We start from the raw sequence: 19654 nt of genomic DNA, 5'->3' as shown, positions 1-19654 counted from the left end.
TATCCTGCAGCGCGCGCCCATGGCCGGGGTGCGGCAGGCAAGGGGAGGGCAGGCCATGACCCATATTCTGGCAATCGACCAGGGCACCACATCCAGCCGCGCGATCCTCTTCGATGGCGAGATGAAGATCACCGCCACCGCGCAGGAGGAATTCGCCCAGCATTATCCGGCCTCGGGCTGGGTCGAACACGATCCGGGGGACCTCTGGACCTCGACCGCCGCGACATGCCGCGCGGTGATGGAAAAGGCGGGGCTGAAGGCCGCCGATATTGCCGGGATCGGCATCACCAACCAGCGCGAGACGACGCTGATCTGGGACCGCGCCACCGGCAAACCCATTCACAACGCCATCGTCTGGCAGGACCGGCGCACCGCCGAAACATGCCAAGCGCTGAAGAAACAGGGCCACGAGGCCCGCGTCGGCGACCTGACCGGCCTGCTGCTGGATCCATATTTCTCGGGTACGAAGGCGGCCTGGATCCTCGACCATGTCGAAGGCGCCCGCGCCCGGGCCGAAGCCGGAGAGCTGGCCTTCGGCACCGTCGACAGCTGGCTGGTCTGGAACCTGACCGGTGGCCGCGTCCATGTCACCGACGCCACCAATGCCTCGCGCACCATGCTCTACGATATCCATCGGGGGGAATGGTCGCAGGAGCTGTGCGACATGCTGAACGTGCCGATGGCCCTGCTGCCCGAGGTGCGCGATTGCGCCGCCGATTTCGGAATGGCGCGGGCCGATCTCTTCGGGGCCGAGATCCCGATCCTGGGCATCGCGGGCGATCAGCAGGCGGCCACGATCGGGCAGGCCTGTTTCCAGCCGGGCATGATGAAATCCACCTATGGCACGGGCTGTTTCGCCCTGCTCAATATCGGTGAGACGCCGGTCGCCTCGCAGAACCGGCTGCTGACCACCGTGGCCTACCAGCTCGACGGACGCGCGACCTATGCGCTGGAGGGGTCGATCTTTGTCGCCGGCGCGGTGGTGCAATGGCTGCGTGACGGGCTGAAGATCATCCGCGAAGCCAGCGAGACGCAGCCGCTGGCCGAACGCAGCGATGACGGGCAGAACGTCGTACTGGTGCCCGCCTTTACCGGTCTGGGCGCGCCCTATTGGAACGCCGAATGCCGCGGCGCGGTCTTTGGCCTGACCCGCAATTCCGGCCCGGCAGAGCTGGCCCGGGCGGCGCTGGAAAGCGTCGGCTACCAGACCCGTGACCTGCTTGAGGCGATGCGGGCCGATTGGGCCGCGACCGGGGCTGGCAACGGGGGCGAAGGCGACGCGCCGACCCTGCGCGTCGATGGCGGGATGAGCGCGTCGGACTGGGCCATGCAGTTCCTGGCCGATATCACCGGCGCTGCCGTGGACCGGCCCGATATCCTGGAAACCACAGCCATGGGCGCGGCCTGGCTGGCCGGGCAAAGGGCGGGGCTCTACCCGGATGCGGCGGGCTTTGCCGAGACCTGGGCGCTGGAGCGGCAATTCACCCCCGCGATGGACGAGGCGCGGCGCGAAGGGAAATACGCCGCCTGGAAACGCGCCGTCGCGGCGGCGCAGGCGTTTTGAGCCAGCCGGGCTTTTCCCTGGCCCTGCCGGGGCAGGTGCTGTTCGGCCGCGGCCGCGCGTCCGAGGCAGCGGGCCTGATCCTGGAGCGAGGGCGATCCGTCCTGCTGGTCCGTGGCCGGTCCGTGGCCTTCGCCGACACGCTCGCGGCCGAACTGCGGTCCGCCGGGGCACAGGTGACGGAGGAAACCGGACAGGGCGAACCGACCCTGCCGCAGATCGAAACCGCCCTCGCGGCGTTGCGGGGGCAGCGCATCGACTTGGTCGTCGCAATTGGCGGCGGATCTGTGATCGACCTGGGCAAGGCGCTGGCGGCGCTGATCCCGCAGCCGGGCGCCGTGCTGGATCACCTGGAAGGGGTCGGGGCGGGGCGGCCGTTGGACGCCGCGCCTCTGCCCTTCGTCGCCCTGCCTACCACGGCGGGCACCGGGGCCGAGGCCACCAAGAACGCCGTGATCGGCGTGCCGGAGGCCGGGCGCAAGGTGTCGCTGCGCGATCTGCGGATGTTGCCGGACCTGGCCATCGTCGACCCGGCGCTGACGGATCATTGCCCTGCGCCGGTCACCCTGGCCTCGGGGCTGGATGCGGTGACGCAGGTGATCGAACCCTACCTGTCGGCCCGTGCCAACCCGATGACCGATGCGCTCTGCCGGGATGCGATCCCGCGCGGACTGATTGCGCTGCGCAGGCTGATGGAGCGCGAGGATGCGGCGGCGCGCGATGCGCTCTGCCTGACCTCGGTGACCGGCGGGATCGCCCTGGCCAATGCGGGGCTGGGCGCGGTGCACGGGCTGGCGGGGGTGATCGGCGGCGCGACCGGTATGGCCCATGGGGTGATCTGCGGTCGACTCCTTGTGCCCTGCCTGCGCGCCAACGCCACCGCGCTGGAGGCCGCCGGGGCCGACATGGCGCGGATGGACGAGGTCCGGGGCTGGATCGCCGCCGCCTTCGGCGCCCCGCCCCAGGACGCTTTCGCCACCTTTCAGGCCTGGATCAACGCGCAGGGGCTGCCCTTCCTGCCCGAGGATCGCGGCGCGGATGCCGATTGGGCGCACACCGCGCAGGGCGCGTCCTCGATGAAGGGCAATCCCGTGGTCCTAGGCGAGGCCGCGCTGCTGGACATCCTCGCCGCCGCGCGCCGCCCGGGCGGTGTCGCTGGCTGAGCGCGCCCGCATTTTTGAGTATTTCTGGCAAGATGAAGCAGGGGATGCGCCCCATTCGCGGTGGCGCGCCGGGTGGTCGGGGGAGCTGATCTTCCTTCATCTTGCCGAAAATACTCCCGCCGGAGGCGTTCGCACCCTCTGGCCTCGCGCCGCGCCGCCGCTATGGTGCGGGGGATGAGCCGCAAACCCGATACCCCCCTGCGCCGAGGCTGGACCACCGGCGCCTGCGCCACCGCCGCGACGCGGGCGGCGCTGATCGCTCTGTGGCGGGGCGCGCATCCGGACAGCGTCCGGATCACCCTGCCGCGAGGCGAGCGGCCGGATTTCGTGGTGGCCCACCGGGCCGAGGGGCCGGGCTGGGCCGAGGCCGGGATCGTCAAGGATGCGGGCGACGATCCGGATGTCACCCATGGCGCGATGATCATCGCGCGGGTCGCGGCGTCCGAGGGGGGCGTGGTGTTCCGTGCAGGCGAGGGTGTCGGCATGGTGACCCGCCCCGGCCTGCCGATCCCGCCGGGGGAGCCGGCGATCAACCCGGTGCCGCGCCAGATGATGCAGGCCGTCGTCGCCGATCTGGCGCAGCGCGAGGGGCGCGCGGCCGATGTCGAGATCACCATTCGCATTCCGGGGGGCGCGGCGCTGGCCGCTAAGACATGGAACCCGCGGCTCGGGATCGAGGGCGGGCTGTCAGTTCTGGGCACGACCGGCATCGTGCGACCGTTTTCCTGCGCGGCCTGGATCGCCTCGATCCACCGGGGCATCGACGTGGCCCGGGCCGAGGGCCTGCAACATGTGGCGGGCTGTACCGGGGCGACCTCGGAACGCAGCGTGCAGGCCGAACTGGGTCTGCCCGATCACGCGATGCTGGATATGGGGGATTTCGCCGGGGGCATGCTGAAATACCTGGCCCGGCACCCGGTCGAGAAGGTGACGATCGGCGGCGGACTGGGGAAGCTGACCAAGCTGGCCCAGGGCGCGATCGACCTGCATTCGGGGCGTTCACAGGTGGATTTCGCGGCCTTGGCCAGGGCGCTTGACGCCGAGTGGATCGCCGAGGCGCGCACCGTGCTGGAAGTGCATCAGAGGCTGGGCGCGCCCCTGGTCGAGTGGATCGTGCACGAGGCGCGTGAAAAGGCCCAGGCCATGGTGCAGGAGAGCCAGGTTCAGATCATCGCCGTGGACCGGCAGGGCCTGATCGTGGGGCGCGCATGATCCTGCTGCTGGCCGGCACGGCCGAGGCGCGGGCCCTGGCCGAAGGGCTGGCGGGGGCGGGGGTCGCGGCCTGCGCCTCTTTCGTCGGGGCCGTGGCGGAGATCGACCGGATTGCGCTGCCGCACCGGGTGGGCGGTTTCGGCGGCGAGACGGGGTTCCGGCGATACCTGTCGGAAGAAGGGATCACCGCCGTGATCGACGCGACCCATCCCTTTGCCGCGCAGATCACGCCCCGCACGGCGCGGGTCTGCGGCGATCTGGGGCTGCCCTACCTGCGATTGCAGCGCCCCACCTGGCAGGCGGGCGAGGGGGATCGCTGGACCTTTGTCGCTCGGCCGGAGGATTTGCCGCGTGTCATCCCGCAGGGCACGCGGATCTTCCTGTCGGTCGGGCGGAAGGAATTGGCGCGGTATCAGGGGCTTGAGGGGCGCGAGGTGGTGCTGCGCAGCATCGACCCGCCGGGCGACCTGCCCGATGGCTGGCGCTGCGTGCAGGGTCGGCCACCCTTCCCGGTGGAGGAGGAAAAGGCGCTGTTCGCGTTGACCGGTATCGAATGGGTCGTGACCAAGAACGCGGGCGGCGCGTCATCGATGGCCAAGCTGGTGGCGGCGCGGCAATTGGGGCTGGCGGTTGCGATGATCGAACGGCCGCCCTTGCCCGAGGGCGTGGATGTGGCCGAGGACGTGGAAACGGCGCTGCACTGGGCGCGGGAGCACGCGTCGTGAGGCGGATCGAGACAGAGGCCGATATCGCGGAAGGCGCGGCGGCGCTGGCGCGGCTGGACCCGGCCTTTGCGCCGCTCACCGCGCTGCGGCCGCCCTTGCGGCGCAGGCCGGCGGGTTTTGCCACGCTCTTGCAGGCGATCGTCGGCCAGCAGGTTTCGACCGCCTCGGCCCGCGCGATCTGGGCGCGGGTCGAGGAGGCGGGCCTGACCGACGCCGCACCGGTCCGCGCGGCGGGGGAGGACGGGCTGCGCGCCTTGGGGTTTTCCCGCCCCAAGATCCGCTATGCGCTGGCGCTGGCAGAAAGCGGGCTGGATTTCGACGCGCTGGCGCATTTGGACGATGAGGCGGTGATCGCGCAGCTGACCGCGCTGAAGGGCATCGGCCGCTGGACGGCGGAGATTTACGCGCTGACCGCCCTGGGGCGAAGCGATGTGTTTCCGGCGGGCGATCTGGCCTTGCAGGAGGCGGCGCGCATCCTCTACCACCAACAGGACCGCCCGGATGAGCGGCGCCTGCGGCAGATGGCCGAGGCGTGGTCACCCTGGCGGGCCGTTGCGGCACGGCTTCTGTGGGAGCTGTACGCACAGGAAAAACGACGGGAGGGCATCCAGTGACGAGGGTATTGAACGCGGGCCGCAAGGACCCGGTATCGGGAACGACGCGGTCGGTCGTGGTGTTCCTGCATGGCTACGGCGCCAACGGGGCCGACCTGCTGGGACTGGCGGACGTGCTGGGAGAACATCTGCCCGACACGCTGTTCGTGGCGCCGGATGCGCCGGAGAATGTGCCGGGCGCGCCGATGGGCTACCAGTGGTTCCCGATCCCATGGATGGATGGGTCCTCGGAAGAAGAGGCCGAACGGTCGATGATGCAATCGGTCGAGGATCTGAACGCGTTCCTCGATGCGCTGATGGTCGACGAAGACGTGCTGCCGGAGCAGGTGGTGCTGTTCGGGTTCTCGCAAGGCACGATGATGTCGCTCTACGTGGCGCCGCGCCGCGAGGATGAAGTGGCCGGGATCGTCGCGTTCTCGGGCCGTTTGCTGAAGCCTGAACTCCTGTCGGACGAAACCGTGTCGCGCCCGCCGGTCCTGCTGGTCCATGGCGACCAGGACGACGTGGTGCCGCCGCAATCCCTGCCGGCCGCCGCCGAGGCGCTGCAGGAAGCCGGCTGGAAAGAGGTCTACGCCCACGTGATGAAGGGCACCGCCCATGGCATCGCACCCGACGGGCTGTCGGTGGCGCTGGCCTTCATGCGGGACAAGTGCGGGTTGTGAGGGTTCGGTAACTCTCTTTACCGCGCGGTCAGTTCGTGAAACTGTGCCGCGACGTCATAGGGAGAGAGACATGATCATCATCACCGGCACGATGGAAGTGGCCCCGGGCAATGAAGAGCAGGCGAAGGCGAATTTCGCCCTCGCTGCCGAGAATTGCAAATCCGAACGCGGCTGCATCGAATACCGCTTCTGGCAGAGTGTCGACCAGCCTAACCTGTTCCGTGTCTACGAGGAATGGGAGGACAAGGATTGCCTGCGCGAACATTCCGCCCACCCGAATTTCAAGGCGCATGGCGAACGCATGGCGCCGCTGGGCGTGTCCAACCGCAAGCTCAAGATGATCGAACCGGACCGCATCAAGGACCTTTGAGAGGCTGGACCGGATAACTGTACTAGGCAGGTTTGGCCGCGCCCGGTTCCGGGGCGCGAGGGCGCATCGGAGCCGGCGCGTTTGCCACCTGCCGGGGCGGTGTCTATGACCCTTGCGGAGACCTCGAAAGGGAGTGCCTCATGACCGCCTATGTCATTGGACGGATGCAGATCCACAGTCGCGACTGAATGGAGGACTATTTCGCCAAGATACCCGGTGTCGTAGCGGATCATGGCGGGCGTTTCCTCGTGCGCGGGGGGGACCCCGAAACCCTGGAAGGGCAGGATACGGTGCCGGATGCGGCCTTCATCCTCGAGTTTCCCGACCGTAGCCGCGCCCAGGCCTTCTGGGCCTCGGATGCCTTTCAGCAGCTTGCCGTGCTGCGCCGATCCGGGTCGACGCTGAACGCCTTCGTCGTCGATGCGCTGCCGTCTGACACCTGAGCACCTGCATCCGACCTGCGCCGCGGCGGCGACCGGTCATCGGTCGTGACCAGGGCCCCGGTCCGATCCATCGGATCGCCTATTGTCACGGCGTTGTCACGGAATCCCGGTAGCCCTGTGGATAAGCTGCATATCGGGGGCTTGCCTTGGGTCAGACCCGATATATAGTCGATGATACGGTTGGGGCGGGTCTCCCCGCCCTGGGGCCGGAACAGGCAGACAGGGCGGGAGCGTGTTGCAGATGGACGGAGATTTCAGAACCGAATTCGTGAGGGAGCCGGCGGCGCTGAAACAGCACCCCGCACTGGTTCTGAACGCGGATTACCGGCCGCTCTCCTATTACCCCTTGAGTTTGTGGCCCTGGCAGGAGGCGGTGAAGGCAGCCTTCCTGGACAGGGTCGACATCGTGGCGGAATACGACACCTGTGTCCGAAGCCCGAGTACCCAGATACGGATACCCTCGGTCGTCGTCCTCAAAGATTATGTCAAACCTCAAAAGCGCGTGGCCTTCACGCGCTTTAATCTTTTTCTGAGGGACGAATTCCGCTGCCAGTATTGCGGATCGAAGGGCGATCTGACCTTCGATCACGTGGTGCCGCGCGCCAGTGGCGGGATCACCTCGTGGGAAAACGTCGTGGCGGCCTGTTCGCCATGCAACCTGCGCAAGGGGTCGAAATCGCTACGCCGGGCCAACATGTCCCTGCGCAAGCCGCCGCGTGCGCCGGGGGCGGAAGAGCTGCGCAATATGGGGCGGAAATTCCCGCCGGGCCATTTGCATGAAAGCTGGATCGACTACCTGTACTGGGATGCAGAACTGGAAGCGTAATCTTGGCGCCTGGGCACTGGCCGGGGTGATGGCGCTGTGGGCCGGCCCCGTGCTGGCTCAGGCCGGGCCGCTGCAATGTGGGGGCGGTGCGATCAGCGCCCAGGCCCGCGTTCTGGCCGACGAGGTCAACCTCGCCCGCACCGATCCCAATGGCTATGCCGCGCTGGTCGAGGCGTATTTTGCCGGGCTGCAGGGCAAACGCTACAAGCTGGGCAATGTCACCATGGTGATGCAGGAAGGCCGCCCGGCGGTGACAGAGGCCGTGCGCGCCCTGAAGCGCCAGAAGCCTGTGCCCGCTCTGGACGTGTCGGGCTGTCTGTCGGCGGCGGCGCAGGATCACGTCGCCCACCAGGGGCCAAGGGGCGGGTTCGGCCATGTCGGCCCGGGCGGGCAGGGGCCGTCGGACCGGGTGGCGCGGCATGTGCGCGGGCGGCCCTATTGCGGCGAGAATATCTCCTACGGGATAGCGGATCCGCGCGGGGTGGTGATCCAACTGATCGTGGATGACGGGGTGCCGGGACGCGGCCATCGCAAGAACATCTTCGACCCGCGATTCCGCAGCCTTGGGACAGCGACCGGCCCGCATGCCAAGCTGCGCAACATGGCGGTCCAGGTGTTCTGCTTCAACCAGGTCACGGGCGGTTAAGCCGCCGGGCGGGAACGAAAAAACCCGGCCGCTGGGCCGGGTTTTTGGTAGGTCGTTATGGGTCCGATCAGGAAGACGGGCCAGCCGGCTTGGCCGGGGCCTGACCCTGAGCGGGCGCGGCCGGCGCAGCGGCTGCCGCGGGCTTCTGTGCCTGCTTGGCACCGGAGGAGAGCGGATCGTCCTGGCGCTGCACGGAGCCTTCGAAATGCGCACCGGATTCGATGGCGATCGTCTTGTGGATGATGTCGCCTTCGACGCGGGCGGTCGAAGTCAGGCGTACCTTCAAGCCACGGACGCGGCCGACGATACGGCCGTTGATGACGACGTCATCGGCAATCACTTCGCCCCGGATGGTGGCGGTTTCACCGATGGTCAGCAGGTGGGCGCGGATGTCGCCTTCGACGGTGCCTTCGACATTCACGTCGCCGGTCGTCTTGAGGTTGCCGGTGACATGCAGGTCAGACGACAGCACGGAGGCCGGCGGCTTTGCCTTGGGGGCCGTGGGCTTGTATTCCGGCGTCGATTTCGGGGTCGTGGCTTCGGAGGCAGCGGGGCTCGCCGGGCTGGAAGTTTCGCCTGCCTTCGGGCCGGGTTCGTTGATTTTGCTTTTAGAAAACATCGTTAGCAGCCTTGATATAGATCATCGGGTTCACGGCGCGCCCGCCAACGCGGACTTCGTAGTGCAGATGGGGGCCAGTGACCCGTCCGGATGCTCCCATATCACCGATCCGATCCCCGCGCGAGACTCTTTCACCCACTTTCACGCGAATGCGCGACATATGGGCGTAACGGGTTTCGATGCCGAACTGGTGCTTGATCTTGACCAGGCGGCCATAACCGGACTGCCAGCCCGCATGGACGACGACACCGTCGGCGGTGGCATAGAGCGGGGTTCCGACGGGACCGGCGAAATCGACGCCTGAGTGCATGCGGCGACCGCCATTCTTGGGGTCGCGGCGATAGCCGAAGCCGGAGGTGAAACGGTAGCTGGCCTTGACGGGCGTGGCGAAGGGGGCCTTTTCCGCGGCGATGCGGTAGAGGTTCAGCCGGTCCATCTGGTTCAGGATCCGGTTGGCGCGGCTGGCGTCGAGCGAGGGTTCCTCGCCCATGGTCGACAGCGAGATCGGGGTGAGCGGGCCACCCTGGCCGCTATAGCCGCGGCGCACCTGCTGGATCATGTTGTCGGTGTTCATGCCGGCCTTGCGGAACATCTTGTCCAGCGGCGTGATCGAGACGGTCATCGCCTCTTCCAGCTGGCGGAAGATCTGGTCGTTCTGGTCCTGCAGCATGGTGATCTGGTGGGCCAGCTCGTCCGCCTGGGTCAGCGCGTCCTGGGCATCGGCGGTGACCTGGTCACGCTCCTGCGCCGTGTTGGCCAGGGCGTTGGTCATGAAATCAAGGGCTTGCTCATTCGCGGCGGCGAGGGCGGAGCCGGGAAGGGCGGTCTCTGTGTTGCCAAGCTGGGCGTTGAGCGTCGCGGCTTCCTGACGGGCGGTGTCGCGTTCCTTCATGGTGCGGCGCAGGGTGGCCTGAACGACGCCGAGACCGGTTTCCGCTTCGCGCAGGCGGGTCTCTGCGGAGAGCAGCTGGGACTGCATGACGGAGATCTGTTCGAGCGCGGAGTTGAACCGTTCCTGGGCCGCCAGCGCCTCTTCGGCGCGGCTGTCACGCTCGGTGGCCATGGCATTCAGGCGTTCCTGGTAGATCCGCTGATCGCGCTTGGCCTGCTCCCGGAAATTCCCGGAACCAATTGAATCCATTAGGAGAATCGAGGTGGCGATGATCGACCAGGCAATGATCGCAGCGGTGCCGGAAAAACCGATCAGCTGGGTCAGCGGCTTGAGACGGATGAAGCGAGTGTCGTTGTCCGATCTCAGGAATAGCCGGCGTTCAGGAAAGTGACGCTCCAATAGAGCGTGTGCCCGAATAGCAAGTCGTGTTCGCACGTGATGCGCCCTTTGTCCCAGTCCCCACGACGCAGCGTCTATGTCCCCCGACACCTGCGTCCCGCGAAGTGTTAAACACATGATTCGCTTGGAGCAAGGCGTTTGGCCGGGTGATTCGCGGAAACGGTGGAAAATTGCCGTATCGGCAAAGAATCGCCGATATTGAGGGCCTTAGACACGGTTTTGGTGGTCAGTTTCTATCCTTTTGGAGGGGTTTCGGCGGCGAGGGGCCAGTAGAAATCGGGCGGCAATCCAGCCTCCGCACGTTTTTCCTCGTTAAAGGGCGGTTTAAGCGAAGCGTGAAAATAGCGTTGCACGAGATTGTGAAAAATCGGTTTCGGGTCCAGACCGTCGCGCCCGCAAAGCCAGTGAAACCACTTGGAGCCATAGGCGACGTGGTGGACCTCTTCGGCGTAGATGGTTTCCAGCGCGGCGATGACGTCGGGCAGGTCGGCCTTGCGGAAGATCTCGATCATGCCCGGGGTCACGTCGAGGCCGCGCGCCTCGAGCACCATGGGCACGACGGCGAGGCGGCCCAGGATGTCGTCCACCGTATCCTCGGCCGCGCGCCACATTCCGGCATGGGCGGGCAGGGCGCCGTAATGGGAGCCGAGCCGTTCCAGGCAATCGCAGACAAGGTTGAAATGCTTGGCCTCTTCGTCGGCGGATTGCACCCAGTCGTCGTAAAAGCCCGGCGGGAATCCGACATCGGTGAAACGGGCGACGATGTCCCAGTGCAGGTCGACCGCGTTCAGCTCGATATGCGCGACGGCATGCAGGATGGCGATCTGCCCCTTGAGCGATCCGGGCCGCCGGCGCGGCACGTCGCGCGGGTCCAGAAGCTCGGGCTTTTCGGGGCGGGAGGGGCGCAACGGCGGGCTGGCCTGACCCACGGGGATCTCGGGTGCCTCGCCGGAGCGGGAGGCGCGCCATGCGGCGGCGTGACGATGCGCCAGGGCGGTCTTTTCGCGACCGTCGGCGGTGGTCAGCACCTCGACAGCCATTTCGGCAAGGGTTTGGGTCATGGCGATCTGCCCTTCGGTCCTGTGTCGGTATCACGTCGGTATCACGTCGGTACTGCAGTGCAGCATCGGCGCAGCCGTTGCAGGTTGCGGCACCGTGACGGAGCGTAGGCAGAAGGTAAAGGTTTGGCCCGGCGATCAGGGCAAGCACCTTACCGGGACCGTGTAGACGTCGGGCGAAAGGCCGGCAAACAGGGGGCGGCTGTGGTCCTGTGTTTAGGTCCTGAAGATCAGGCCTGCGAAAGATTAGTATTGGTTGTGCCGACGGGCGTAGGCGGCGAAGGCCCGGTATCGCGTCTCGGACAAAATTGCCGACAGTTGGCTTCAGGCTGTGTCAGTCGTGCCGGTGAGGCGTCGAGTGACGTTTTGGTAAAGCAAACAAGGGGTTTATTAACCTTACGTCAGCCGAGTTTCGCCGGTATCGGGCGATACTCTCGGCAATGATCAGCGCAAAACCGGGATTGCTCCTAACTAGCGTCAGATTCTGTTTACCGAGACATTTTTTGGCCACAATCGGGCACCAGCATTCAACCTGTGGGTGAAATGAGTGAGGATTCGTTGTGTATATTGCGATCAGGGCGACCTGTTACATGATCGTACTGAATTCGATGGTGGCCCTGTTCGGCCTGACCTCCGGATTGATGATGGGAGTGGCACAACACATTGAGATCGCGGCGCTGGCCCTGGCGTCCGTTCTGTTCCTGCTGCTGGTCCGGAAGGGACTGCGCCAGGAATATTGCTGCGTTGTGCTGCTGTTCAGCGCATATTGTCTGGCTGACGTTGGCTATGCTCTCTCTGGCGGGTTCGTTCCTTCGAACCTGCTACGGCTGGCCGATGCCGGACTGTCTGTCACAGCGCTGTCGGGAATGATCCTGTGGCGCGGGCAGACATGGCGGGAGGCCCGGCTGGCCGCGTCGTAAAGCGACCAGTCGGACGGTGGAGACCGCCAGGGAGGAGAGGTGCCGGAGCCGGGCGAGCGATGCCTGGTTCCGGCAAGATCGCTTGGTCTGACTACTTTGCAAATCCAGGCATCACCTGTTTGCAAAGCTGTGGATCAGAGCGCCTTCACCGCCTCCAGAACCTCTTCGGCATGACCGGCGACCTTGACCTTGGGCCAGACCTTCGCGATCCGGCCTTCGCCGTCGATCAGGAAGGTCGCACGGGTGATGCCCATGAAGGTCTTGCCGTACATCTTCTTTTCGCCCCAGACGCCATAGCGTTCGCAGACATCCCCTTCGGCATCCGACAGGAGCGTCGTGGCGAGGTCATGCTTGGTCCGGAACTTGGCGTGCTTTTCCACGCTATCCTTTGAAACGCCCAGGATTTTTGCACCTGCGGCCTCGAAGTCGGCCCCCATGGCGGTGAAATCCTTGTTCTCGGTGGTGCAGCCGGGCGTGTCGTCCTTTGGATAGAAGAAAAGCACGACAGGCGCGGGGCGCAGGTCGGACAGCGTGACCGGATCGCCGCCATCCTGCGGCAGGGTGAAATCGGGCGCGGTATCGCCGGTGGCGGGCATCGCATCAGACATGGTGAATGGCCTTCCTCTACCTGTTATGTGATGTGCATAATAGGACGCGGACGCGTAGGGAAAAGAGGTGGCTCGGTTCGGGGGATGCGAACGGGGCCATGACAGGACCGATACGGGTCGATGGATCGGGGATACGCCATTTGAGCGACGACACGGACAGCACGGAAACGCCGGCGACGGAGGCACCGCCGCCGCGCCGCCGGCGGGCGTGGCGCTGGCTGTTGGGCGTGGTTGCCGTGGTCGTGCTGGTGCCGGTCCTGCTGGCAGGCGCCGCGCTGTGGCATCTGCAGGAGAACGAGATCGCCGCGCCGGACTGGCTGCGCGACCGGGTGGAGGACCGGGCAACCCGTGACCTTCCGGGAATGGCCGTGCGCTTCGGGGATCTGAGCGTCGCCCTGGGCGAGGGCTGGCAGCCGAGCCTGCATCTGCGCGACGTGGCGCTGCTGCCGCGCAGCGGGGGCCAGCCGATCACCCTGTCCGACGTGCGGACGAGCTTTGACGCCGAGGCGCTGATGCAGGGCGAGATCCGGCCCAGCGTGGTGCGGGTCAGCGGCGCGCGGGTGCAGTTCCAGCGCGACGAGGACGGGCTTTATGGCGTGGCCTTCGGCGCGCGGGTCGCCGGGCCGCCGGCTCCGGACGGGGCCGAGGCGGGGACGGGCGAGGCGCGCGAGGTCGGCGAGTCGCTGGACGCGCTTGGCGCGATGCTGAGCCAGCCGGTCTTTGCCTCGCTCGTGCGGATCGAGGGGTCGGGTCTGACCCTGCGTTACGATGACCGGCGGTCGGGCCGGGCCTGGACCGTGGACGGCGGACGGCTGGAACTGGTCCGGCAGGGCGACGACCTGCGGTTGCGGGCCGACCTGGCGCTGTTGGGCGGGCGGTCCTACGTGACCACGATCGAAAGCACGGTGACGGGCCGGATCGGGTCGCGCGCCGTGACCGTGGCGGTGCAGGTCGAGGACATGCCCGCCCGCGACATCGCCACCCAGAGCGCGGGCCTGGCCTGGCTGGGGATCCTGGATGCGCCGATTTCGGGTGCGTTCCGGCTGACCACCAGCCTTGACGGAGAGATCGGGCCGCTGAACGGCACCTTGCAGATCGGCGCGGGGGCGCTGGCGCCGGAGGGCACGGAGGAGCCGGTGCCGTTCCGGTCCGCGCGAAGCTACTTCCAGTACGATCCGGGGATGCAGGCCGTCAGCTTCAACGAATTGTCGGTGCAGAGCGCCTGGGTCACCGCCGTGGCCGAGGGCCGCATCGTGCTGGAGAACATCGCCGACGGCGTGCCCGAGGCGATGATCGGCCAGCTGCGCATCACCGAACTGACGACGAACCCGGCGGGGATCTATCCCGTGCCGCTCTACCTCGAGGGGGCGGAGGCGGACATGCGGCTGCGGCTGTCGCCCTTTCGGCTGGAACTTGGGCGGCTCGACCTGCGCGACCGGGGCGAGACGCTGCGCCTGTCGGGCTGGGCCGATGCGCGGGAGGAGGGTTGGGACCTGAGCCTGACCGGGCGGATGGCGGAGCTGAGCGCGGATGACTTGCTGGAGCTCTGGCCGACCTCGGCGCTGGACAAGACGCGGGAATGGGTGGCGCGCAACGTGCTGGACGGGGTGATCCGGGACATCCAGCTTGGCCTGCGGTCCGAGCCGATGAAACAGCCGGACCTCTATGTCGGGTTCACCTTCGAGGAGCTGATCACGACCTTCATGAAGACCCTGCCGCCGATCGAGGGCGGGTCGGGCCGGGCCGAGCTGCGCGACAACCGCTTCGTGGTGACCGCCGACGGCGGCGAGGTCTATGCGCCGGGCGGCGGGCCGCTGGCGGTGGCGGGGACGTCGTTCATCTACGAGGACGTGACGGTCAAGCGCGGCCCGGCGGAGGTGCGGCTGAAGCTGGATGGCGGGTTGCGCGACGTGCTGGTGATGCTGGACCAGGAGCCGTTCGAATACCTGAGCAAGGCAAACCGGACGCCGGACATGGCCTCGGGGCAGGCGAGCCTGGATGCGCTGCTGAACTTCAACCTTGTGAAGAAGTTGCAGCCCGACGAGATCCGGGTGGCCTATTCCGGGGTGCTGCGCGACGTGGAAAGCGACCGGATCGTGCCGGGCAAGACCTTGACCGCCGATCGGCTGGAGGTCACCGGCGACACGACCGTCCTGCGGGTTGCAGGTGAGGGGCGGATGGGCGCCATCCCCTTTGGCGGTGCGTGGGAGGGGCAGTTGGGTCCCGAGGCTGGCGGGCGGTCGAAAGTGGCGGGCTGGCTGACCCTGTCGGAGGATTTCGCACGCGATTTCAACCTGGGCCTGCCGCCCGGCACGCTGAGCGGCGCGGCGCGGGCCGAGATCGAGGTGGACATGGCGCGGGGGACCCTGCCGGAGTTCCGCCTGACCTCGGACCTGAAGGGGCTGGGGCTGCGGCTGGACGATCTGGACTGGTCGATGTCGCGCGGTGCGACCGGCCAGCTGGAGATCGCCGGAGAGCTGGCGACGCCCACCCGGATCGACCTGGTGCGCATCGACGCGCCGGGCCTGTCGGCACAGGGCAACGTGTCGCTGCGGGCTGGCGGCGGGCTGGATCGGGCGCGGTTCTCCAGCGTTCGGATCGGCAATTGGCTGAACGCGCCGGTGGTTCTGACCGGGCGCGGCAAGGGCGCGGCGCCGGCCGTGTCGGTCTCTGGCGGGTCGGTCGATCTGCGCAATGTCAGCATGGGCGGCGGCAGCGGGCAGGGCGGGCCGATCACCCTGACGCTGGACCGGTTGCAGATCTCGGACACGATTGCCCTGCGCGGGATGCGGGGCGAGTTCACCAACCAGGGCGGGCTGTCGGGCCGGTTCACCGGGTCGATCAATGGCCGCGCGCCGATCGAGGGCACACTGGTGCCGCGCGATGGCCGCACCGCGGTGCGCCTGACGGCCGCGAATGCCGGGGCGGCCCTGTCGGCGGCTGGCCTGCTGAAGAAGGGCGCGGAGGGGGCGCTGGAGCTGACCCTGCTGCCCGCCGGGGGGCAGGGCAGCTATGACGGGCGACTGAGCGTCAAGGATATCTGGTTGCAGGATGCGCCCGCCATGGCGTCGCTTCTGTCGACCCTGTCGATCGTGGGCCTGTTGGAGCAGATGTCGGGCAAGGGCATCCTGTTCAGCGACGTGCAGGCGGATTTCCGGCTGTCGCCATCGCAGGTGATCCTGCGCAGTTCCTCCGCCGTGGGGGCGTCGATGGGGGTGACGATGGATGGGGTCTATGACCTTGGCACCCAGCAGATGGACATGCAGGGGGTGTTTTCGCCGCTCTACCTGATCAACGGGATCGGACAGGTCGTGTCGCGCCGGGGCGAGGGGCTGATCGGGTTCAATTACGGCTTGCGGGGGCCGGTGTCGGATCCGCGCGTGTCGGTGAACCCGCTGTCGCTGTTCACGCCGGGGATTTTCCGCGAGATTTTTCGTAGGCCGGCGCCGGAGGTGAATTGAGGGCGATGGGGCTCTCCGGGTTTAGCAATGTGTTGGTTATCCGTCTGGCTGCGCTGTCCTGTTCAAGGTTGTGTGGGATGGTTTTCGGGTGAGCGACCTTTGGCATGGCTCGGGCGCGACCGGAGGGATCGCCGCTTTCTTGCGAGAGGCGGGGTGACGATCTGCTCCGCCTATTCCCCCTCCGGGTCTTGACCCCGCCCGCTTTTGCCCGACATGGGGGCGCGAGAGCCGTGACGGGAAAGATGCGATGCAACTGAGCGATTTCGATTTCGACCTGCCCGAGGGGCTGATCGCGACGCGGCCTGCGCGGCCGCGATCCTCGGCGCGGCTGCTGGTGGCCGAAGGGGACGCGATCCATGACCAGGTCGTGACCGACCTTGTCACCTGGCTGCGCCCCGGTGACCGGCTGGTGCTGAACGATACCCGCGTGATCCCGGCGCGGCTGGGGGGCGTGCGGGGGCGGTCTTCGGCGCAGGGGCCGGTCGAGGCCAGGATCGAGGCGACCCTGCTGGAACCCACCCCCGAGGGTCACTGGATGGCGATGCTCAAACCGCTCAAGAAGGTGCGGGAGGGCGAGGTGATCCGGTTCTCGCCCGAGCTGAGCGCGGAGCTTGTGGCCAAGAAGGACGGGCAGGGCGAGCTGAAGTTCAACCTGACCGGCGACGATTTCGACCGCGCCCTGGCCGAGGCCGGGGCGATGCCGCTGCCGCCCTATATCGCCGCGCTGCGTGCCCCCGACGAGCAGGACAAGGACGATTACCAGACGGTCTGGGCGCGCAATTCCGGCGCCGTGGCCGCGCCGACAGCGTCGCTGCATTTCGACGCCCCGCTGCTTGAGGCGCTGGCCGCGAGGGGCGTGGAGATGACCCATGTCACGCTGCATGTGGGCGCGGGCACCTTCCTGCCGGTGAAGGTCGAGGACGTCACCACCCACAAGATGCATGCCGAATGGGGCGAGGTCACCGCCGAGGCCGCGGCCGAGATCGCGGCCACCAGGGAGGCCGGCCACCGGGTGATCCCCGTCGGCACCACCGCCCTGCGCCTGATCGAGAGCGCGGCCCGGTCGGGCCGGATCGAGCCCTGGCGCGGAGAGACCGACATCTTCATCTATCCCGGCTTCGAATTCCACGTCACCGATGCGCTGATGACCAATTTCCACCTGCCGAAATCGACGCTGCTGATGCTGGTCTCGGCGCTGATGGGGCAGGACAGGGTGCGGCGGATCTACGAACATGCGGTCGGCACGCAATACCGATTTTTCTCCTACGGCGACGCATCGCTGTTGATCCCTTAACCACCCCTGTGCCAGTGGGACGACATCGAATGTCGCGCATGAACATGACGCATGGCACCGTGGCTGGTCCTTTCGGGGCATAGCGGGGAGCGGGCCAGGAAAGGAAAGACGATGCTGCAAGTACTGGGATCCGCCTGGGCGCTGCTTCTTGGATTGATGCTGCTGATGGTGGGCAACGGCCTGCAGGGGACCCTGCTGGGTGTGCGCGGCGGCATCGAGGGGTTTTCGACCTTCGAGATGTCGATCGTCATGTCGGCCTACTTCCTCGGCTTCCTCGGCGGGTCGCGCATGGCGCCGGAAATGATCCGCCGCGTCGGGCATGTGCGGGTCTTTGCGGCGCTGGGGTCGTTCATCTCGGCCGTGCTGATCCTCTATCCGGTCTGGGCCAACCCGTGGGTCTGGACGTTGGAGCGGGTGATAATCGGCTTCTGTTTCTCGGGCGTCTACGTCACCGCGGAAAGCTGGCTGAACAACGCCGCCTCGAACGAGAACCGGGGCAAGGCGCTGTCGATGTACATGATCGTTCAGATGCTGGGCATCGTCGCGGCGCAGGGCCTGCTGCTGGTGGGCGACCCGTCGGGCTTCATCCTGTTCGTCATCCCCTCGGTGCTGGTTTCGATCTCCTTCGCGCCGATCCTGCTGTCGATTTCACCGACGCCGGCCTTTGAACGCACCGAACCCATGACGCTGAAGCGGTTGTTCGGGGTGTCGCCGCTGTCCTGCGTGGGGGTCTTCTTGCTGGGCGGCGCGTTTTCGGCGCAGTTCGGCATGGCGGCGGTCTATGGCTCCGAAGCGGGGCTAAGCCTGACGCAGATCTCGATGTTCATCGCGTCCTTCTATGTCGGCGCGACGGTGCTGCAATATCCGCTGGGCTGGCTGTCGGACCGGATGGACCGGCGCAAGCTGATCATGATCGTGGCGATCATCGGCGCCCTGGGCGCGGTGATCGGCATGTTCTTCGGCACGCTGACCGGGCTGATGATCGCGGCCTTCCTTGTGGGGGGCATGTCGAACCCGCTTTATTCGCTGCTGATCTCCTATGCCAACGACTTCCTCGAGCTTGAGGACATGGCCTCGGCCTCGGGCGGGCTGATCTTCCTGAACGGTCTGGGCGCGATTTCCGGGCCGATCGTCACCGGTTACATCATGACGGTGATGGGCCCTGCGGGGTTCTGGGTGTTCATCGGCGCGCTGCTTTTTGCCATGGCCGCCTATGCCGGCTACCGGATGACGCAGCGCCCGGCACCGTCGGTCGAGGACAGCAACGCCTATGCCCCGGTGATGATGTCCGCGACCCCGGTCGCCCTGGAAGCCGCCCAGGAATGGGCGGTCGAAGCGGCCGAGGAAGCCGCGGAGGAAGCGGCAGAGGCCGAAAAAAATACATCGGATGCGGCATGATAGCGTCGAAACTGGTCTGATTTGACGTTGCGATCTGTAAAGGATTTGCGACACTGGCTTCAGGTGCGCGACCCGAGGAGGAACAGATGGTAAGCCCTGAGGAGATCCTGAATTTCTGGCTGGACGAGACCGGCCCGGAGGGCTGGTATGGTGGCGGCGAGGCGCTGGATCAGGAGATCCGCGACCGTTTCGGCGCGGCCTGGGAGGCGGCCATGGACGGCGCCTATGGCCTGTGGCTGACCTATCCGAGCGGCGCGCTGGCCTACCTGATCCTGACCGATCAATTCCCGCGCAACATGTTCCGGGGCGAGGGCAAGGCGTTCTCCAGCGACCCGCTGGCGCTGGCGGTGACGAAGCGCGCCATCGACCGGGGCTGGGACCTGAAGATCGACGAACCGGCGCGGCAATTCTTCTACCTGCCGCTGATGCATTCCGAGAGCCTGACCGACCAGGACCGCTGCGTGCGCCTGATCGCAGAGCGGATGGAGGCGGAAGCCAACCTGCTGCATGCCAAGGCGCATCGCGAGGTGATCCGCAAATTCGGCCGCTTCCCCTATCGCAACGAGGCGCTGTCGCGCCGCGCAACGGCGGGGGAGAAGGCCTATCTGGACGAAGGCGGCTACGGGAGCACCGTGCGGGCGCTGGAAGGCGCGGCCTGACGATCTGGCCTTCGCCGGTTTCCTGAACAGCTGATAGCGACGTCCCGTCCGGCGGATAAGCCGGGCGGCGCCTTGGCGCGTCCCCGCGGGACGGCGCTGCCCTCGGTGCGGGATGCAGACGGAT

The 19654-nt window shown here is 66.9% G+C and carries 19 protein-coding genes; 15 read left to right on the top strand and 4 right to left on the bottom strand.

Features of this window, described 5'->3' with window-relative positions; all coding sequences use genetic code 11:
- Positions 1-55 precede the first annotated feature (55 nt).
- The 10 genes from glpK (at position 56) to ATO9_RS11590 (ending at position 8222) form a co-directional block, all read left to right on the top strand.
- Positions 56-1564, top strand: a complete 1509-nt coding sequence (gene glpK, locus ATO9_RS11635; protein WP_043748977.1) for a glycerol kinase GlpK — start codon at positions 56-58, stop codon at positions 1562-1564.
- Entirely contained in the window at positions 1561-2724 is a 1164-nt protein-coding gene (locus tag ATO9_RS11630; RefSeq protein ID WP_043748975.1) for an iron-containing alcohol dehydrogenase, read from the top strand. Before glpK ends, ATO9_RS11630 begins: the two co-directional genes overlap by 4 nt.
- A gap of 174 nt (positions 2725-2898) precedes the next feature.
- Entirely contained in the window at positions 2899-3936 is a 1038-nt protein-coding gene (locus tag ATO9_RS11625; protein ID WP_043748972.1) for a cobalt-precorrin-5B (C(1))-methyltransferase, read from the top strand.
- On the top strand, positions 3933-4661 hold the full coding sequence (locus ATO9_RS11620) for a cobalt-precorrin-6A reductase (RefSeq protein WP_043748969.1): 729 nt from the start codon (positions 3933-3935) through the stop codon (positions 4659-4661). The genes ATO9_RS11625 and ATO9_RS11620 overlap by 4 nt, the downstream gene beginning before the upstream one ends.
- The gene (locus ATO9_RS11615; protein ID WP_238318735.1) at positions 4658-5275 is read left to right on the top strand and encodes a DNA-3-methyladenine glycosylase family protein; all 618 of its coding nucleotides are present in this window, start codon (positions 4658-4660) and stop codon (positions 5273-5275) included. The genes ATO9_RS11620 and ATO9_RS11615 overlap by 4 nt, the downstream gene beginning before the upstream one ends.
- Entirely contained in the window at positions 5272-5937 is a 666-nt protein-coding gene (locus tag ATO9_RS11610; protein ID WP_043748967.1) for an alpha/beta hydrolase, read from the top strand. Before ATO9_RS11615 ends, ATO9_RS11610 begins: the two co-directional genes overlap by 4 nt.
- Before the next feature lie 70 nt (positions 5938-6007).
- Entirely contained in the window at positions 6008-6307 is a 300-nt protein-coding gene (locus ATO9_RS23475; RefSeq protein ID WP_052418267.1) for a putative quinol monooxygenase, read from the top strand.
- Between the two features lie 188 nt (positions 6308-6495).
- Complete coding sequence (locus ATO9_RS11600) at positions 6496-6750, top strand: DUF1330 domain-containing protein (protein WP_043748964.1); 255 nt, start codon at positions 6496-6498, stop codon at positions 6748-6750.
- A 241-nt stretch (positions 6751-6991) separates the two neighbouring features.
- The gene (locus tag ATO9_RS11595; RefSeq protein WP_043748962.1) at positions 6992-7576 is read left to right on the top strand and encodes an HNH endonuclease; all 585 of its coding nucleotides are present in this window, start codon (positions 6992-6994) and stop codon (positions 7574-7576) included.
- Positions 7527-8222 (top strand): CAP domain-containing protein, encoded by a 696-nt coding sequence (locus ATO9_RS11590; RefSeq protein ID WP_081979546.1) that lies wholly within the window; start codon positions 7527-7529, stop codon positions 8220-8222. The genes ATO9_RS11595 and ATO9_RS11590 overlap by 50 nt, the downstream gene beginning before the upstream one ends.
- 67 nt (positions 8223-8289) lie before the next feature.
- On the opposite strand, the gene ATO9_RS11585 is transcribed toward ATO9_RS11590, so the two are convergent.
- The 3 genes from ATO9_RS11585 to ATO9_RS11575 all read right to left on the bottom strand — a co-directional run bounded on the left by ATO9_RS11585 (position 8290) and on the right by ATO9_RS11575 (position 11193).
- A complete protein-coding gene (locus ATO9_RS11585) occupies positions 8290-8841 on the bottom strand; it encodes a bactofilin family protein (protein ID WP_043748959.1) in 552 nt (183 codons plus the stop codon).
- On the bottom strand, positions 8831-10168 hold the full coding sequence (locus ATO9_RS11580) for a M23 family metallopeptidase (RefSeq protein ID WP_043748957.1): 1338 nt from the start codon (positions 10166-10168) through the stop codon (positions 8831-8833). The genes ATO9_RS11585 and ATO9_RS11580 overlap by 11 nt, the downstream gene beginning before the upstream one ends.
- A 197-nt stretch (positions 10169-10365) precedes the next feature.
- Complete coding sequence (locus ATO9_RS11575) at positions 10366-11193, bottom strand: ferritin-like domain-containing protein (protein WP_043748955.1); 828 nt, start codon at positions 11191-11193, stop codon at positions 10366-10368.
- 587 nt (positions 11194-11780) lie between these two features.
- Here ATO9_RS11575 and ATO9_RS11570 point away from each other — a divergent pair.
- The gene (locus ATO9_RS11570) at positions 11781-12110 is read left to right on the top strand and encodes a hypothetical protein (protein ID WP_156127852.1); all 330 of its coding nucleotides are present in this window, start codon (positions 11781-11783) and stop codon (positions 12108-12110) included.
- 134 nt (positions 12111-12244) lie between these two features.
- Here the strand turns inward: ATO9_RS11570 and bcp are convergent, their stop codons facing one another.
- Entirely contained in the window at positions 12245-12706 is a 462-nt protein-coding gene (gene bcp / locus ATO9_RS11565) for a thioredoxin-dependent thiol peroxidase (RefSeq protein ID WP_043749724.1), read from the bottom strand.
- A 152-nt stretch (positions 12707-12858) separates the two neighbouring features.
- Between bcp and ATO9_RS11560 the strand changes: the two genes are divergently transcribed.
- The 4 genes from ATO9_RS11560 (at position 12859) to ATO9_RS11545 (ending at position 19530) form a co-directional block, all read left to right on the top strand.
- Entirely contained in the window at positions 12859-16179 is a 3321-nt protein-coding gene (locus tag ATO9_RS11560) for an AsmA-like C-terminal region-containing protein (protein WP_043748949.1), read from the top strand.
- A gap of 247 nt (positions 16180-16426) precedes the next feature.
- A complete protein-coding gene (gene queA, locus ATO9_RS11555) occupies positions 16427-17473 on the top strand; it encodes a tRNA preQ1(34) S-adenosylmethionine ribosyltransferase-isomerase QueA (protein ID WP_043748946.1) in 1047 nt (348 codons plus the stop codon).
- Positions 17474-17584: 111 nt separating this feature from the next.
- Positions 17585-18871 carry an MFS transporter gene (locus ATO9_RS11550; RefSeq protein ID WP_043748943.1) on the top strand — a complete coding sequence of 429 codons (1287 nt, stop codon included), beginning with the start codon at positions 17585-17587 and terminating at the stop codon, positions 18869-18871.
- Positions 18872-18957: 86 nt separating this feature from the next.
- Positions 18958-19530, top strand: coding sequence for a DUF924 family protein (locus ATO9_RS11545; RefSeq protein ID WP_043748940.1), 573 nt, complete (start codon positions 18958-18960; stop codon positions 19528-19530).
- Positions 19531-19654: the final 124 nt, after the last annotated feature.

This window comes from Pseudooceanicola atlanticus (assembly GCF_000768315.1).
GTDB lineage: Bacteria > Pseudomonadota > Alphaproteobacteria > Rhodobacterales > Rhodobacteraceae > Pseudooceanicola > Pseudooceanicola atlanticus.
The sequence above is the reverse complement of the archived record's forward strand: the minus strand, read 5'-3'. Positions and strand labels throughout refer to the sequence as shown.

Bases quoted from the DNA above. Each gene is read 5' to 3' on its own strand.
- glpK (WP_043748977.1), top strand. From the start codon at position 56: ATGACCCATATTCTGGCAATCGACCAGGGCACCACATCCAGCCGCGCG.
- ATO9_RS11625 (WP_043748972.1), top strand. From the start codon at position 2,899: ATGAGCCGCAAACCCGATACCCCCCTGCGCCGAGGCTGGACCACCGGC.
- ATO9_RS11620 (WP_043748969.1), top strand. From the start codon at position 3,933: ATGATCCTGCTGCTGGCCGGCACGGCCGAGGCGCGGGCCCTGGCCGAA.
- ATO9_RS23475 (WP_052418267.1), top strand. From the start codon at position 6,008: ATGATCATCATCACCGGCACGATGGAAGTGGCCCCGGGCAATGAAGAG.
- ATO9_RS11600 (WP_043748964.1), top strand. From the start codon at position 6,496: ATGGAGGACTATTTCGCCAAGATACCCGGTGTCGTAGCGGATCATGGC.
- ATO9_RS11595 (WP_043748962.1), top strand. From the start codon at position 6,992: ATGGACGGAGATTTCAGAACCGAATTCGTGAGGGAGCCGGCGGCGCTG.
- ATO9_RS11590 (WP_081979546.1), top strand. From the start codon at position 7,527: ATGAAAGCTGGATCGACTACCTGTACTGGGATGCAGAACTGGAAGCGT.
- ATO9_RS11585 (WP_043748959.1), bottom strand. From the start codon at position 8,841: ATGTTTTCTAAAAGCAAAATCAACGAACCCGGCCCGAAGGCAGGCGAA.
- ATO9_RS11575 (WP_043748955.1), bottom strand. From the start codon at position 11,193: ATGACCCAAACCCTTGCCGAAATGGCTGTCGAGGTGCTGACCACCGCC.
- ATO9_RS11570 (WP_156127852.1), top strand. From the start codon at position 11,781: ATGATCGTACTGAATTCGATGGTGGCCCTGTTCGGCCTGACCTCCGGA.
- bcp (WP_043749724.1), bottom strand. From the start codon at position 12,706: ATGCCCGCCACCGGCGATACCGCGCCCGATTTCACCCTGCCGCAGGAT.
- queA (WP_043748946.1), top strand. From the start codon at position 16,427: ATGCAACTGAGCGATTTCGATTTCGACCTGCCCGAGGGGCTGATCGCG.
- ATO9_RS11550 (WP_043748943.1), top strand. From the start codon at position 17,585: ATGCTGCAAGTACTGGGATCCGCCTGGGCGCTGCTTCTTGGATTGATG.
- ATO9_RS11545 (WP_043748940.1), top strand. From the start codon at position 18,958: ATGGTAAGCCCTGAGGAGATCCTGAATTTCTGGCTGGACGAGACCGGC.